Genomic DNA, 14,306 nt, shown 5'->3' on the forward strand with positions numbered 1-14,306 from the left:
GATGTGCGACCTACTGTCGAGTAGGGCTATCCGAGTGCAGCATCTATTGGCAGACTGCCTACACTCGCCCGAGACGTACAGATTGCAAACCAGGAGGCTTCAGTGCCCAGCCATGCCAGCGCGCGGATCACGAAGGTCCTCGTAGCTAACCGAGGCGAGATCGCCGTGCGCGTGATCCGGGCGGCCAAGGACGCCGGAATCGGCAGCGTCGCGGTCTACGCGGAACCGGACGCCGATGCCCCCTTCGTGAAGCTCGCCGATGAAGCCTTCGCCCTGGGCGGCCAGACCTCGGCCGAGTCGTACCTCGTTTTCGACAAGATCCTCGAGGCCGCCGCCAAGTCCGGCGCCGACGCCATCCACCCCGGCTACGGATTCCTGTCCGAGAACGCCGAGTTCGCCCAGGCTGTCCTCGACGCCGGGCTGATCTGGATCGGGCCCTCCCCGCAGTCCATCCGCGATCTCGGTGACAAGGTCACCGCCCGCCACATCGCCGAGCGCGCCAGCGCGCCGATGGCCGCGGGCACCAAGGACCCGGTCAAGAACGCTCAGGAAGTGGTCGAGTTCGCCGAGCAGTACGGCGTGCCGGTCGCGATCAAGGCCGCCTTCGGTGGCGGTGGCCGCGGCATGAAGGTCGCGCACACCATCGAGGAGATCCCCGAGCTGTTCGAGTCCGCCACCCGCGAGGCGATCGCCGCCTTCGGCCGTGGCGAGTGCTTCGTCGAGCAGTACTTGGACAAGGCCCGCCACGTCGAGGCGCAGGTCATCGCCGACAAGCACGGCAACGTCGTGGTCGCGGGCACCCGCGACTGCTCGCTGCAGCGCCGCTTCCAGAAGCTCGTCGAGGAAGCTCCCGCGCCGTTCCTCTCCGACGAGGTGCGCGCCAAGATCCACGCCTCCGCCAAGGCCATCTGCAAGGAAGCCGGCTACTACGGCGCCGGCACGGTCGAGTACCTGGTGCAGGGCGAGACCGTGTCCTTCCTCGAGGTGAACACCCGCCTGCAGGTCGAGCACCCGGTCACCGAGGAGACCGCCGGCATCGACCTGGTGCGCCAGCAGTTCCGCATCGCCGAAGGCCACGAGCTCTCCATCAAGGAAGATCCGGCCCCGCGCGGCCACTCCTTCGAGTTCCGCATCAACGGTGAGGACGCCGGCCGCGGCTTCCTGCCCGCCCCCGGCCCGGTCGCGGTGTACCGCGAGCCGACCGGCCCCGGCGTGCGCGTGGACTCCGGCGTGGTGCAGGGCAGCGTCATCGGCGGCCAGTTCGACTCCATGCTGGCCAAGCTGATCGTCACCGGCGAGAACCGCGACCAGGCGCTGCAGCGCGCCCGCCGCGCCCTGGCCGAGTTCGAGGTCGACGGCCTCGCCACGGTCATCCCGTTCCACCGGGCCATCGTCGAGGATCCCGCGTTCGTGGGCGACGGCGAGAAGTTCGACGTCTACACCAAGTGGATCGAAACCGAGTGGGTCAACAACGTCGAGCCGTTCACCCCGGGTGCGGTCGCCGCGGACGAGGACGAGGATCTGCCCCGGCAGAAGGTCGTCGTCGAGGTCGGCGGGCGTCGCGTCGAGGTGTCGCTGCCCGGTAACTTCACCGTCGGTGGCGGCGCCGGCGGCAACGGCGCCGGCGTGACCCGCAAGAAGCCCAAGCCGCGCACCCGTGGCGGCGCCGGCGGCGGTGCGGCCTCCGGCGACGCGGTCACCGCGCCCATGCAGGGCACCGTGGTCAAGGTCGCCGTCGAAGAGGGCCAGTCCGTCGAGGCCGGCGACCTCATCGTGGTGCTCGAGGCCATGAAGATGGAGAACCCGGTCAACGCGCACAAGGCGGGCGTGGTCACCGGCCTGTCGGTCGAGGCGGGCGCCGCCATCACCCAGGGCACCGTGCTGGCGGAGATCAAGTAGCACACAGCATTACGAGGGCGGGCGTGGACGAGAGTCCACGCCCGCTTCGCGTTTCCGTCCCGTCGCGTCGCGTTCCGTGCTGTCGGGTCGGGTCGCTCGAGAGGATGTCTGTTCGTCTCACTGCGCGCGAAAACCCCGAGGTAAACGTGCGGGTTGTGGCGTGGCGTGGGACATGAAGGTATCCCCAACTCTGGGTGCCGCAGGTGGCCCAGGCCCAGGAGCGGGCACGGCCCCTGTCGTATGGTGGTCCGGTGACCAGCTCCAATGTTGCCGAGGTGATCCGCGGACGCAGTGCCTCGGGTAGTCGTGCCGACGGGAACCGGCTGGTGCTCGTCATCGAGGGCGGCGGTAGTCGCGGGGTCTATGCCGGGGGCATGGTTGTCGCGCTGGAAGAGCTCGGGCTCGGTGGCATCTTCGACGCCGTGTACGGCACCTCCGCGGGTGCGCTGAACGGCGCGTGGTTCCTGTCCGGTCGTGTGGTGCCGGGCATGCGGACCTGGACCGATCCCGCGATCCTGCGGCGCACCGTCGATTCGGCCCGGATGCTGCGCGGGCGGCCCGCGTTCGACCTGAACTGGCTGGTCGAGCAGGTCTACGACGGGATCGAGCCGATGGATTTCCCGGCGGTCCTGGCCAACCCCACCACCTTCCATCCCATCGCCACCGATATCCACAGCGGTCTCGCGGTGGACCTGCACCCCTTCATCGACGACAAGGTCTCGCTGCAGACCGCCCTGCGCGCCTCCGCCGGACTCCCGATCCTGGCCGGTCCCCCGGTCCCGCTGGGCGAGGCGCACTACCTCGACGGCGGCATCGCCGAGTCCGTCCCGATCCGGATCGCGGTGCGCGACGGCGCGACCCACGCCCTGGTCCTGCGCACACGCCGCGTCGACGAATTCCGCCCGCCCGAGCCGTTCCTGCACCAATTCGTCGGCGGCAACTACCTTCGACTACGCGCGCCAGGCGCCTACCGCGCCTGGATGACCAGACCCGATCAGCAGACCCTCGAAGACGAATTCCTCGCCGATCTCGGCCCCGCGGCCCTGCAAATCCACCCACCCCTCGGCTCCCCCACAGTCGCCAGCGCCTCCCGCGACACCGACCTCCTCACCGCGGCCCTGGAAATCGGCCGCCACGCCGTCCTCGACGCCCTCAGCGAGACCGTCCGCGCAGCCTGACCGCCCCCATGCCTATGCCGCCTGTACTGGACAACGACTCCGGTCTGCCAGCGCGGCCAGCGCTGCGGCGGAGCTGGTCACAGCCCTGAGGGTGACTGCACCCGCGCGATCACCGCTGTGTGGTGACAACCCGGCTGTGCGACCACGAACGAGCTGCCCGCGGTCAATTCGACACGGTGCCTAGGCGATGGCGACCGAGACGCCGCCGGAGAAGGGGGAATCCTGCAGTCTCAAGCGGCTTGGGGTCATGGTGTTCGGGACATCGAATACCAAGCGGATGGTCGCAGACTCCCCTGGGGCGAGTTTGACTGTATTGCGGTGCAGGTTGTTGGCGCCATGCAGCACGGTCGCGAGTAGGTGCGGGTAGACCTGGTTTCCGTTGTCGTCGGCCAGCTTTTGGCCTGCGGGGGTGAACCATTTCCCTTCGTCGGAGATGTTGCGGACCGTCATGGTGACGACCTGGAACGATCCGGTGGCTTTCTGCGAGCCGATCTTCGGAACCCCGGATTCGATGTTGGTGACGGCGAATTCGAACTTGCCGTCCCGCACTGCCGAACCGGCGGGAGCGATCTCAGGCTGGGGGTCCGGGTCCGGTTCGGGGGTCGGTTCGGAAATCGACGGCGGGTTGGCCACGGTCGCACCGCCGCCCGAGCCGTTGGAACTGGCGATCAACGCGAAACAGCCCGCGGCGAAAGCGAACGGCGCAAGGAAGATGACGACAAGCGCACCAATCGTCTTGCGGACCACACCGCCCTTGCGACGACGAGCGGGACGCCGAGCCGGCGCCGAATAGCCCGGCCCGCGCGACGGCCACACTTGCCCGCGCCTGCGTCCTGCCGGACGGACCGGCTGCGAGGCCCGGCTCCCCGGCGCCAGCCGAACCAACGGCACGGGCTGAAGCAGGTGTGGCGCGCGAGCGGACGCCGCAGACCGTGCGGGCCTGGCCGATGCCGCGGACTGGATCATCGGCCGAGAACGAGCCGGCGCAGCAGATTGGACAGGCTGCCGGGAACGACCCCACCCTGCGGATCGGACCGATTGTGCGGAATCGCCCACTGGCTGCACGGAACCGTTCGGCTGCGCGGGCTGCGGCGCGGCAGCTCGGCGTCGCAGGTACCACCGTCGACCGTGGCCGGACTCGAGCGCTGCCAGTTGGGCTGGTTCGGCACCGGTCGGCGGCGTGGGGCTGGAAGCCGCGAGTGCCTTTGTGGACGACGGGGCGCTCGGGGTCGGTGTGGCGGGGGGTTGGATCGGGGAACGGTGTATGGGTTCCAGTTTGGTTGGGGGAAGGCCGGGGGCTGGGAGGACTTTCGTCGGGTGCGGGCCCGGGCCGGGGTTCGGGGTGAGCGCCGCGGTGGCGGCGGCGGCGAATTCGCCTGCGCTGGCGTATCGATCGGCGGGGTTCTTGGCCATGCCCGTGGCGATGACCGTATCCAGAGCTGACGGGATCGCCGGGTTGCGGAGGGCGGCGCGGGGTGGCTCGGCCATCAGGTGGGCGTGCATCTGCTGGGCGGGGTCGGTGTCGCCGAACGGACGGGTGCCGGTGAGGCATTCGTAGAGGACGCAGGCCAGGGAGTACACGTCGGCGCGGGAATCGCAGGAAGTGCTCGTGAAGCGCTCGGGCGCCATGTAGGCCAGGGTGCCGATGGCCATGCCGCTGGCGGTGACGCCGGTCGCGCCCAGGCTGCGCGCCAAGCCGAAGTCGATGAGGTAGCCGAAGCCATCCGGGCGCACCAGGATGTTGGACGGCTTGATGTCGCGGTGCACCAGCCCCTGACCGTGCGCGGTGTCCAGCGCACCGGCGATCTGGCCGACGATGTCGACCGCGGTGTGCACCGGGAGCGCACCACCGGCCAGCCGACCGGCCAGGTCGGCGCCGTCGACGTAGGCCATCTCGATGAACAGGCGGCCGTCGATCGCACCGTGGGCGTGGATCGGCACGATGTGCGGATCACGCAGCGCCGTCGCCAGTTCGGCCTCGCGCTCGAAACGCAGGCGATAGGTGGCGTCCCGGGCGTGCTCGGCGGCAAGGAGTTTGAGTGCGACCTTGGTACCGGTGCTGGTGGCGGCGAGCCAGACCTCCCCCATACCGCCCTTGCCGAGCAGCCGTTCCAGCCGATACGGGCCGAATCGAACAGCGCCCATGCGCCACACCTCCCCGTGCTCGATGCAGCCGGTCCGACGGCCCGCCCGGCCTTCTTCGGAGCCTAACCCCGGGAGGTCACAACGAATAGCACGAATACCTGTGACCTGCCCGACGCTCATCTGTTCGGTTTGGGTTTGCCGTTCCCGTTCCCGTGGCCGCTGTTGCCGTTGCCATTTCCGTTGCCGTGACCGCTGTTGTCCGGTTTCGTCTGCTCGACCGGCGTCAGCACCGGCGACCAGATCGCGATCTGGCCGCCGATCTCGGTGCAGGACAGGGTGATTCCCTCGGCGGAGGCGCCCTTGTTGTCGAAGGCGGGGTCGCACGGCTGACCGACGACCGGCACCACCGGCGCGGTCGACCGCGGCTGCGGGGCCACCGTCGTCGGCAGCGCGACGGCGGGCGGCGGCCGCGCCGCGGTGCGAGTGGCGGGCGGAGCGACGGCGGGCGCGGAACCGACCGGCGCCGGCACTCGCGTCGCCTGTGTCTCGGATGTCGTTGTCGCCGCGATAGTTTCGGCGCCGCCACTGGATCGATCGGAGGCCCAGACCACGGCGCACACGACCGCGAGCAGCACAACCGCCACGCCGGCCAGCAACCGCTCACGTCCGGTGAGGGGGCGAGGCGGTTCCGGCCGCTCGGTGGGCTCGGTCGGATGCTGCGGCGTCGAGGACAGCTCGGCGGGCACGTGCACATCGGTCGCCGGTGTGATCGGATCGGGCCAGCACAGCTGCGCGTCGGCGGCCCGCGCCGTCAGAAACGGCGCGACGGCCGCCGCCAGTTGCGCGGTCGTCTGCCTCGAGGTCGCGCCCACCGCCGCTTGCGCGGCCCGCGCCAGTTCCCCTGCGCTGTCGTATCTTTCGTCCGGCTCCTTCGCCATGCCACAGGCGATGACCGCATCCAGCGCCTCGGGGGTGGCGGGATTCCGATCCGAGGCCCGCGGTGGCGCTGCCGACAGATGCGCGTGCAGTTGCTGAGCCGGATCGGTGTCTCCGAAAGGTCTTCGCGCGGTGAGACATTCGTAGAGGACACAGGCCAGCGCATAAACATCGCAGCGAGCGTCGGCGCTGCCGGTGAAGCGCTCCGGCGCGAGATAGGCCAGGGTGCCGATGACCCGGCCGGTGCCGGTGATGGCGGTCTGCCCGGACCGGTGCGCGGTGCCGAAGTCGATGAGGTAGGTGAATCCGTCCCGGTCGACGACGATGTTGGAGGGTTTGACGTCGCGATGCACCAGTCCGGTGCGGTGCGCGGCGTCCAGCGCCGCCGCGGTCTGGGTGATCAACTCGACGGCCATGCCGGGCGTCATCGGCCCATCGCAGGCCAGCAGCGCCGCCACGTCCGCGCCCTCGATCAGCTGCATATCGATGTAGAGCCGATCGTCGATTTCGCCGAATCGGTGGATCGGCACCACGTGCGGGTTGCGGAGCGCCGCGGCCGCGTGCGCCTCCCGCTCGAAGCGCTGCCGGTACATCTCGTCCCAGCTCAGTTCCGGCGCAAGGATTTTCAGCGCGACCAACCGCTCGGTCCCGGTGTCGTGCGCGAGCCACACCTGCCCGGTCCCGCCCCGGCCGAGCGGTCGCCGCAACAGGTACGGGCCGAAGGACATGTCCCCCATGGCAGAACTCCTCGCGCAGACCTCTCAGGGCGGAGCTACCCGCTCGCTCACATTCCACGCTTCCCGTCAGTAATCTTCCCATCCCCGATTCGCGCGTATCGGCGGTTTCGCGGACCTGGACGCGGCGGCGGGGCGTTAGCCTTTTCCTATGAGCGAGGACGACAACTGATGGAACCCATCGAGATCAACGCCGGCAGCTGGTATCTGCGCGCCCTGCGCGCCGACGAACGCATCGACGACCGCCCCGCCCTCGCCGCCGGCGGCATCACCGACCCCGACTACGTCAGCCGCCGGACCGCGCAGTGGGACAAGGAGATCCACTACTCCTGGGCCGTCTGCGAACCCACCACCGCCGAAATGGTCGCTGAGATAGGCGTCACCCCCACCGCCGACGGCGAAGCCGAACTCACCGGGTGGGCCCGCGAGGGTTACCAGGACGCGCTCGAAGCCGGGCTCACCACCGTCCGGCGATTCGCCGAGGGCGCGCTCAGCCTGCGGATCGCGTGAGCTAGCGCATGACGCCGGTGTGCCCGGTGGAGTAGCGGCCGGGCTGGGGCCAGATGGTGAGGCCGTGCGGGCCCGCGCCGACGGGGATGCGGGCCAGCAGGTTCCAGTTGGCGATGTCGATGGCGTAGACCTCGCCGTGGTGGCGGCCGGCGACCCAGAAGACCTTGCCGTCGGCGGAGATATTGCCCATGTCCGGGCTGCCGCCGCCAGGGATGAACCATTTGTGCACGAGTTCGTTGCGGGCGAAATCCCAGACGGAGATGCTGCCTTCGTGGCGGTTGGTGATCAGCATCTGCTTGGAGTCGCGGGTGACGTAGAGGCCGTGGGCGCCGTGGCCGGTGGGGATGAAGCCCTTGCTCTCGAAGGTGAGGGCGTCGAAGGTGTAGAGGCCGTTGGCAACCATATCGGCGACGAAAAAGGTCAGACCGTCCGGCGAGAGCTTCACATCTTGCGGTTTGTCGGAACGGCTCGGCAGGTCGATGGTCTTGACCACCGTGCGGTTGGCGACGTCGAGAACCAGCATGCGGCCGATGAATTCGCAGCTGGCCAGGGCGAAGCGGCCGTCGGCGGTGAAGTCCATGTGGTCGACGCCGGCGCAGTCCGGGACGGCGACGGCGTGCTTCTTCTCCCAGGTCCGCGGGTCGTAGAAGTCCAGCGACTTGTCGGCCTCGGCGACGACGAGCGCGTACTGGCCGTCGGGTGTGTAGTACATGTTGTAGGGGTCGCGGACCGGGAACGCCTCGCCCGGTGTGCCGGTGCGCGGGTCGATCGGCAGCAGGCTGCCGCTGCCGAGCGGCAGATCGTTGGTGACGTACAGCGTTTGCATGTCGTAGGCGGGCACCACGTGCTGTGGTTCGGTGCCGCCCGCGGCGAAGGTGTCGATGACCTGGAAGGTCGCCGGGTCGATGACCGACACGGTGTGCGATTCGCTATTGGGCACGTAGACCAGCGTCCGGTGGCCGGCCACCGACGGATGCAGTTCCCGGTTGGCGGCGTACACGTCGGTGGGTGAGAGCGGCGGCGGCATGCCCGGCAGCAGATTGGCGATGTGCGCGGGCGCCGCGGTGCTGGTAGCTACCGCCGAGCGCGTGGCCTCGGAGGTGGAGCCGGAGGCGCCGCCGCAGCCAGTAGCGGCGGCCAGCGCTGCCAGCACGCAGAGGATCGAAGTTGCACTACGTCGGTTCACGCGCGGCGCCCGGACCGGGGCGCAGTGAGGACGAGACGACATGGATGCGAAGCGTAATGGCGGAGTCCGAGTTTCGGACTCCGCCATTCCGGGCAAATCTCAGGCAATTGCCTACTAGAGAGCGGTCAGCACCCGATCGAGCGCGTCCACCGCGGCATCCAGCTCGGCCACGCTCACCGTCAGCGGCGGCCGGAACCGGACACCGCGCTCACCGGTCCCGAGGATCAGCAGGTGTTCCCGTTCGCGCAGCACGGTCAGCATCTCGTCGCGCAACTCCGCCGACGCCAGCGTGATCGCGCACATCAGCCCGCGCCCACGCGGCTCGGTGACCCGCGGGTGCGCCGCCGCCAGCTCTTCCAGCCGCGCCAGCAGATGCGCGCCGAGCTCCCGGGACCGCTCGATCAGCCGATCCTGCTCCAGCACTTCGAGAATCCGCCGCACCCGCACCATATCGGTGAGGTTGCCGCCCCAGGTCGAGTTGAGCCGCGAGCTGACCGCGAACACGTTGTCGGCCACCTCGTCGACGCGCCCACCGGCCATCACACCGCACACCTGGGTCTTCTTGCCGAACGCGACGACATCGGGTTCCAGCCCCAATTGCTGGTAGGCCCAGGTGGATCCGGTCATCCCGACTCCGGTCTGCACCTCGTCGAGAATGAACAGCGCGTCGTTGGCGTGGCAGAGCTCCTGGATCGCCCGCAGGAACTCCGGCCGCATGTGCCGGTCGCCGCCCTCGCCCTGGATCGGTTCCGCGATGAAACACGCGATGTCGTGCGGGTGCTCGGTGAACGCGCGCCGCGCCTGCTCCAAGGCGTGCGACTCGGCCAGTTCCACCTCGCGACCGTCAGTCAGGTACGGGGTGTCGATGCGCGGCCAGTCGAATTTCGGGAAGCGCGCCGTCTTCACCGGGTCGGTGTTGGTCAGCGACATGGTGTAGCCGGTGCGCCCATGGAAGGCGCCGGTCAGGTGCAGCACCTTGGTGCCCAGTTCGGCTGAGCGGCCGTGACTTTCGTTGTGCCGGCTCTTCCAGTCGAAGGCGATCTTGAGCGCGTTCTCCACCGCCAGGCCGCCGCCGTCGATGAAGAACAGATGCGGTAGCCGCGGATCACCCAGCACGCGCGCGAAAGTGTCCACGAAGCGGGCCATTTCGACGGTGTAGATGTCGGAGTTGCTCGGCTTGTTGAGCGCGGCGGTGGTCAGTTCGGCGCGGAACTCGGCATCGCCGGCCAGGGCCGGATGGTTCATGCCGAGCGCGTTCGAGGCGAAGAAGCCGAACATGTCCAGGTAGGTGGTGCCGTCGCGTTCGTCGACGAGGCGGCAGCCGCGCGAATTCGCCAGGTCGAGCACCAGGTCGAAGCCGTCGGCGAGGATGTGCGCCGACAAGATCTCATGTACCCGGGTGGCGGGGGTGACCGCACCTCGGGTTCGCTCCAGTTCGAGGGTCACACCGGTAGCGTACGTAAAAAATCCATCAGGATCTACAACATTTCGGATTAATTACCGTAAACGGCTATCTGTCGTAGAATGTCTGCAGAATGATGGTGCTTCGGGTTCTGACGTTGGCGGTCGCTCTGATCTCCTGCAGCAGTTGCTCCAAGTGCCGCGGTGAGGCCACCCGCACCAGCAACACGTAACTCTCGTCGCCCGCGACGGAGTGGCATGCCTCGATCCCCGGGATATGTTGCAGGACGGCAGGCGCGTCATCGGGCTGCGACGGGTCGAGAGGAGTGATCGCGACAAATGCCGAGAGCAGCTGGCCCAATGCTTCCGGATCCACATGCGCGCTGTAACCGCGAATCACTCCGCGCGCCTCCAGCCGTCGCACCCGCGACTGCACCGCGGACACCGACAGACTGGCCTTCTCGGCCAGGTTCGACAGGGTGGCCCGGCCATCGGCCATCAGTTCACGAATCAGCAGTCGATCAGTGTCATCGAGTACGGGTCTTGCCGGTGTATCCGCCATCAGGGAAGGCTAACCCGGCGGACGCGACTCGGGGCACGAAAAGACGACTGCGCGACAGAAGGCTACAGCGGAGCAAACGATGACAAACACCATTGGTGATCAGCTCACCAAGGAATTGACCGAGCGCGCGGCGACGCTGCTGCGCGGATTCGGCGCCGACATCCCCGCACCCGGAGAGTTGTCCGCGCGCACGCCGATCACCGGCGGCACGCTGCTGACGCTGCCGGCCGATACCCTGCCCGCCGTCGACGCCGCGATCAGCCGCGCCGCCAACGCTTTTCAGTCCTGGCGCACGGTCCCCGCGCCGGTGCGGGCGGCGCTGGTGCGCCGGCTCGCCGAGCTGCTCGGTGAGCACAAGACCGAGCTCGGCGAGCTGGTCACGCTGGAGGCGGGCAAGATCGGGCCCGAAGCCGTCGGCGAAGTGCAGGAAATGATCGACATCTGCGAGTTCGCCATCGGTTTGTCGCGTCAGCTCTACGGCTACACGATGCCCTCGGAGCGGCCGGGCCACCGGCTGCTGGAAACTTGGCATCCGCTCGGGGTGGTCGGCGTGATCTCGGCGTTCAACTTCCCGGTCGCGGTCTGGGCCTGGAACACCGCGCTGGCCCTGGTCTGTGGCGACACCGTGGTGTGGAAGCCCTCGGAGACCACTCCGCTCACCGCGCTCGCCTGTCACAGCCTGCTGCGCCGGGCCGCCGCCGACGTCGGCGCGGATCCCGAAGTGCACCAGCTGATTCAGGGCGGCGCCGAGGTGGGGTCCCGGCTGGTCGACGACGAGCGGGTGGCGCTGGTGAGCGCGACCGGCTCGGTGCGGATGGGCCAGATCGTCGCGCCGCGGGTGGCCGCGCGCTTCGGCCGGTGCCTGCTCGAGCTCGGTGGCAACAATGCGGCGATCGTCACCCCGACGGCCGATCTGGAGCTCGCGGCGCGCGGCATCGTGTTCTCCGCCGCGGGCACGGCCGGACAGCGCTGCACCACGCTGCGCCGGCTGATCGTGCACGCCGACGTGGCGGGCCCGCTGCTGGATCGCATCGCGAAGGCGTACGACCAACTACGCGTGGGCAATCCGCTGGACGACGGTGTGCTCGTCGGCCCGCTGATCAACCAGCGGTCCTACGACGGGATGCGCGCCGCGCTCGACCGCGCCCTGGCCGACGGCGGCGAATTGATCTGCGGCGGTGACCGCGTCGACGAATTCGGCGCCGACGCGTTCTATGTCCGCCCGGCCGTCGTCCGGATGCCCGCCCAGACCGCGGTGGTGCGCGAGGAAACCTTCGCCCCCATCCTCTACGTCCTCACCTACCAGGACCTCGCCCACGCCATCGACCTGCACAACGGTGTCCCGCAAGGGCTTTCGTCCGCCATCTTCACCAGTGACCAGCGCGAGGCGGAACGCTTCCTGGCCGCCGACGGCTCCGACTGCGGCATCGCCAACGTCAATATCGGCACCTCCGGCGCGGAGATCGGCGGCGCTTTCGGCGGCGAGAAACAAACCGGCGGCGGCCGCGAATCCGGCTCGGACTCCTGGAAGGCCTACATGCGCCGAGCCACCAACACCATCAACTACTCCGCCGACCTGCCCCTCGCCCAAGGCATCCAGTTCGGCTGAAAACCCCTCCCGACCAGCCGATTAGGCACTCACCCCACCCCGTGTGTAAGGTTGTGAATACCCAACGCGGGGTGGAGCAGCTCGGTAGCTCGCTGGGCTCATAACCCAGAGGTCGCAGGTTCAAATCCTGTCCCCGCTACTACCCGAAACGGCCTGGAACATTCTTGTTCCGGGCCGTTTTGGTGTTGCGCGGGTGTCGTTGACCTGGACTATCAGGCATATGCACTGTCTCAGACGCGCGCTTTCTACCATCTGCCAATGGTGACCACAGCTACCTGAGTGGTGTGCTATCGCCGACGTTGAGGTCAGCGCAATCGCCCCTTTCGTCATCTCATCGAGGCGAACGGAGCATGATGACGCTGAGCAGTCGTATCAGGTTGGGCCTGTCCCTGGGAATTCCCCTGGCGGTCAGCGCGATACTGGTCGTTACCGGATTGACGGTGCCGGAATCGGTGGCCGCACCGGCGGTGCCCGGACTCCCGGACCGGTCGACGGTCGCCCCGATCACCGGTGATCCGGGCCTGGGCGACGACGTCGAGGCGACCTACGTGCGCCTGCACTACCCGAGTCCCTATTCCACGATGGCGCATCCCGAAGCGTGCGACTGGATTTCGTTCGTGCGGTATCGCGCCAAGCAGGGTCCGGAGAAGTCCTCGGACGCCGATGCCGTGCTGTCCATGCAGCCCGGCACCTTCTCCGGTGCGGCGAACCTGAATCCGCAAGCGCCGCAGGTGGTTCGCAAGGCCGCGGCGAACGGCAAGTTCGTGGAGTACATCGCGCTGGACCGGCGCGCGAACTGCGCCGAGGACCGTACCGGCTGGGACGCCGCGGACCAGGCGGACGACTACCGGGTCGCGGCCGATTACTACTTCGGCAACAAGCCGATCGATGGCAAGTCCTACCGCTATCAAACCCCCCAGGATCTGGACTACCTCGGCGAATACGGTCTGGCCCTGGCCATGGACGACTGGCGGGTGGCGATCGAATACCTGCTGCCCGATGCCGGTGACCGGCACAAGAGCTTCTGCGGCGGGCATTCGCTGGGCGCGTTCCTGGTCGGGCCCATGATGGCTTGGGACTTCGACCGCGATCCGGCCACCCTCGACGATGCCGGCTACAGCCTGTGCGGCGGCGGCAGCGTGCCGCTGGACGGTTTCGCCATGACCGATCCCGCGGGTTTCGCCGGGGTTCCGGCGCTGGACATGTTCATGTCGGCGGTCGGCGGCGCGGTCCGCGACGGCGTCGATCTGCTGCTCAAGAACGGCCTGAGCGTGGCCCAGCTGCCCGTGGTGGCGGCCAGCGAGATCATGAACGCCTACCAGCTGGCGGCCATGGCCGCGGATCAGCGGCCCGACGCGGAAAGTGATCTGAAGACCCTCGTCCCGGCCGATCTACGGACCGAACCGTGGATGCGCCTGTTCTACGGCAAGGACTATCTGGATCTGTTCACCGGGCGGAACCTGCCGCGGGACTACCGGCTCACCAATACCGCCGCGTTCGCGATGCTGTTCGATCAGAACTCGGCCGAATACGTCTTGCAGGCCGGGCTCGGATACTACGACTGCGCGACGGTGGGCAAGACCTACCCGGTTCCCAACGGGCTTGCCTCCGTGCCGATTCTGGGTCCGACGCTATTCATCATCCCGCTGCGGGTGGGCTACGGGCAGAACTACACCCCGGTCGATCACCACCAGCTGTGCGGCTGGAAGAACTACGATCAGATGCCCGCCGCCACCATCGACGGCCTCGACCCGGTCCGCGGCCAGCCGACCGATCGGGACCACGAGGTCACCGATATCCGCGCCTTCGCCCGTTCGATGAACCCGGGCGGGCAGCCGGTGGACTTCTTCGAGCAGTACACCCCGCTGAAGCTGATCACCGACACGATCTTCGCGATGGGGCTCGGACGCGACGGCGAACTCCAGCAGCTCCAGAACCGCTCCGGCGGCATCCTGAAATTCCTGCTGCACGGCGACCGCTGGCAGAGCACCCCCGCCGGCGCCCGCAACCTCACTCTGCTGGCAGGCGATTCGCCGCTACAGAACGCGGGTTACGCGGGCCTGCTGCCCGCCAATGCCAAGATCATCCCCGGCTACCGGCACTACGACGTGGTGACCGCGGCCGAACGCCAGAACAATGGAATGCCGGAAATGGCAAGCAGTCTCATCGCGAACTTTCTCACTCAGCCCTGACGAGTTAGTAGCGC

10 protein-coding genes and 1 tRNA gene are annotated in these 14,306 nt (G+C 68.3%); 6 read left to right on the plus strand and 5 right to left on the minus strand.

Annotation, left to right across the window (positions count from 1 at the left end; all coding sequences use genetic code 11):
- Positions 1–102 precede the first annotated feature (102 nt).
- Together AB0M14_RS00465 and AB0M14_RS00470 are read left to right on the plus strand one after the other, a co-directional pair.
- Positions 103–1,899 (plus strand): acetyl/propionyl/methylcrotonyl-CoA carboxylase subunit alpha, encoded by a 1,797-nt coding sequence (locus tag AB0M14_RS00465; protein WP_364986468.1) that lies wholly within the window; start codon positions 103–105, stop codon positions 1,897–1,899.
- Between the two features lie 251 nt (positions 1,900–2,150).
- Complete coding sequence (locus tag AB0M14_RS00470) at positions 2,151–3,077, plus strand: patatin family protein (RefSeq protein WP_364986471.1); 927 nt, start codon at positions 2,151–2,153, stop codon at positions 3,075–3,077.
- 180 nt (positions 3,078–3,257) lie between these two features.
- On the opposite strand, the gene AB0M14_RS00475 is transcribed toward AB0M14_RS00470, so the two are convergent.
- Both AB0M14_RS00475 and AB0M14_RS00480 read right to left on the minus strand, forming a co-directional pair.
- The gene (locus AB0M14_RS00475) at positions 3,258–5,222 is read right to left on the minus strand and encodes a serine/threonine-protein kinase (RefSeq protein WP_364986474.1); all 1,965 of its coding nucleotides are present in this window, start codon (positions 5,220–5,222) and stop codon (positions 3,258–3,260) included.
- Positions 5,223–5,338: 116 nt separating this feature from the next.
- Positions 5,339–6,835, minus strand: a complete 1,497-nt coding sequence (locus AB0M14_RS00480; protein ID WP_364986479.1) for a protein kinase — start codon at positions 6,833–6,835, stop codon at positions 5,339–5,341.
- Positions 6,836–7,003: 168 nt separating this feature from the next.
- On the opposite strand from AB0M14_RS00480, the gene AB0M14_RS00485 reads away from it, so the two are divergent.
- Positions 7,004–7,342: a hypothetical protein gene (locus AB0M14_RS00485; protein WP_364986482.1), complete on the plus strand. Its 339-nt coding sequence runs from the start codon at positions 7,004–7,006 to the stop codon at positions 7,340–7,342.
- Between the two features lies 1 nt (position 7,343).
- Here the strand turns inward: AB0M14_RS00485 and AB0M14_RS00490 are convergent, their stop codons facing one another.
- The 3 genes from AB0M14_RS00490 to AB0M14_RS00500 all read right to left on the minus strand — a co-directional run bounded on the left by AB0M14_RS00490 (position 7,344) and on the right by AB0M14_RS00500 (position 10,491).
- Entirely contained in the window at positions 7,344–8,495 is a 1,152-nt protein-coding gene (locus tag AB0M14_RS00490) for a YncE family protein (protein WP_364986486.1), read from the minus strand.
- Positions 8,496–8,642: 147 nt separating this feature from the next.
- Entirely contained in the window at positions 8,643–9,974 is a 1,332-nt protein-coding gene (gene lat, locus AB0M14_RS00495) for an L-lysine 6-transaminase (protein WP_364986489.1), read from the minus strand.
- A gap of 64 nt (positions 9,975–10,038) precedes the next feature.
- Positions 10,039–10,491, minus strand: coding sequence for an Lrp/AsnC family transcriptional regulator (locus AB0M14_RS00500; RefSeq protein ID WP_194817557.1), 453 nt, complete (start codon positions 10,489–10,491; stop codon positions 10,039–10,041).
- Positions 10,492–10,570: 79 nt separating this feature from the next.
- Between AB0M14_RS00500 and AB0M14_RS00505 the strand changes: the two genes are divergently transcribed.
- The 3 genes from AB0M14_RS00505 to AB0M14_RS00515 all read left to right on the plus strand — a co-directional run bounded on the left by AB0M14_RS00505 (position 10,571) and on the right by AB0M14_RS00515 (position 14,292).
- Positions 10,571–12,100, plus strand: coding sequence for an aldehyde dehydrogenase family protein (locus AB0M14_RS00505; protein WP_364986494.1), 1,530 nt, complete (start codon positions 10,571–10,573; stop codon positions 12,098–12,100).
- A gap of 65 nt (positions 12,101–12,165) precedes the next feature.
- Positions 12,166–12,239, plus strand: a tRNA-Met gene (locus AB0M14_RS00510).
- A 214-nt stretch (positions 12,240–12,453) separates the two neighbouring features.
- Positions 12,454–14,292, plus strand: a complete 1,839-nt coding sequence (locus tag AB0M14_RS00515) for a hypothetical protein (protein WP_364986498.1) — start codon at positions 12,454–12,456, stop codon at positions 14,290–14,292.
- Positions 14,293–14,306 lie beyond the last annotated feature (14 nt).

Origin of the sequence: Nocardia sp. NPDC051832, from assembly GCF_040681285.1 — a bacterium.
Classification (GTDB): Bacteria; Actinomycetota; Actinomycetes; order Mycobacteriales; family Mycobacteriaceae; genus Nocardia.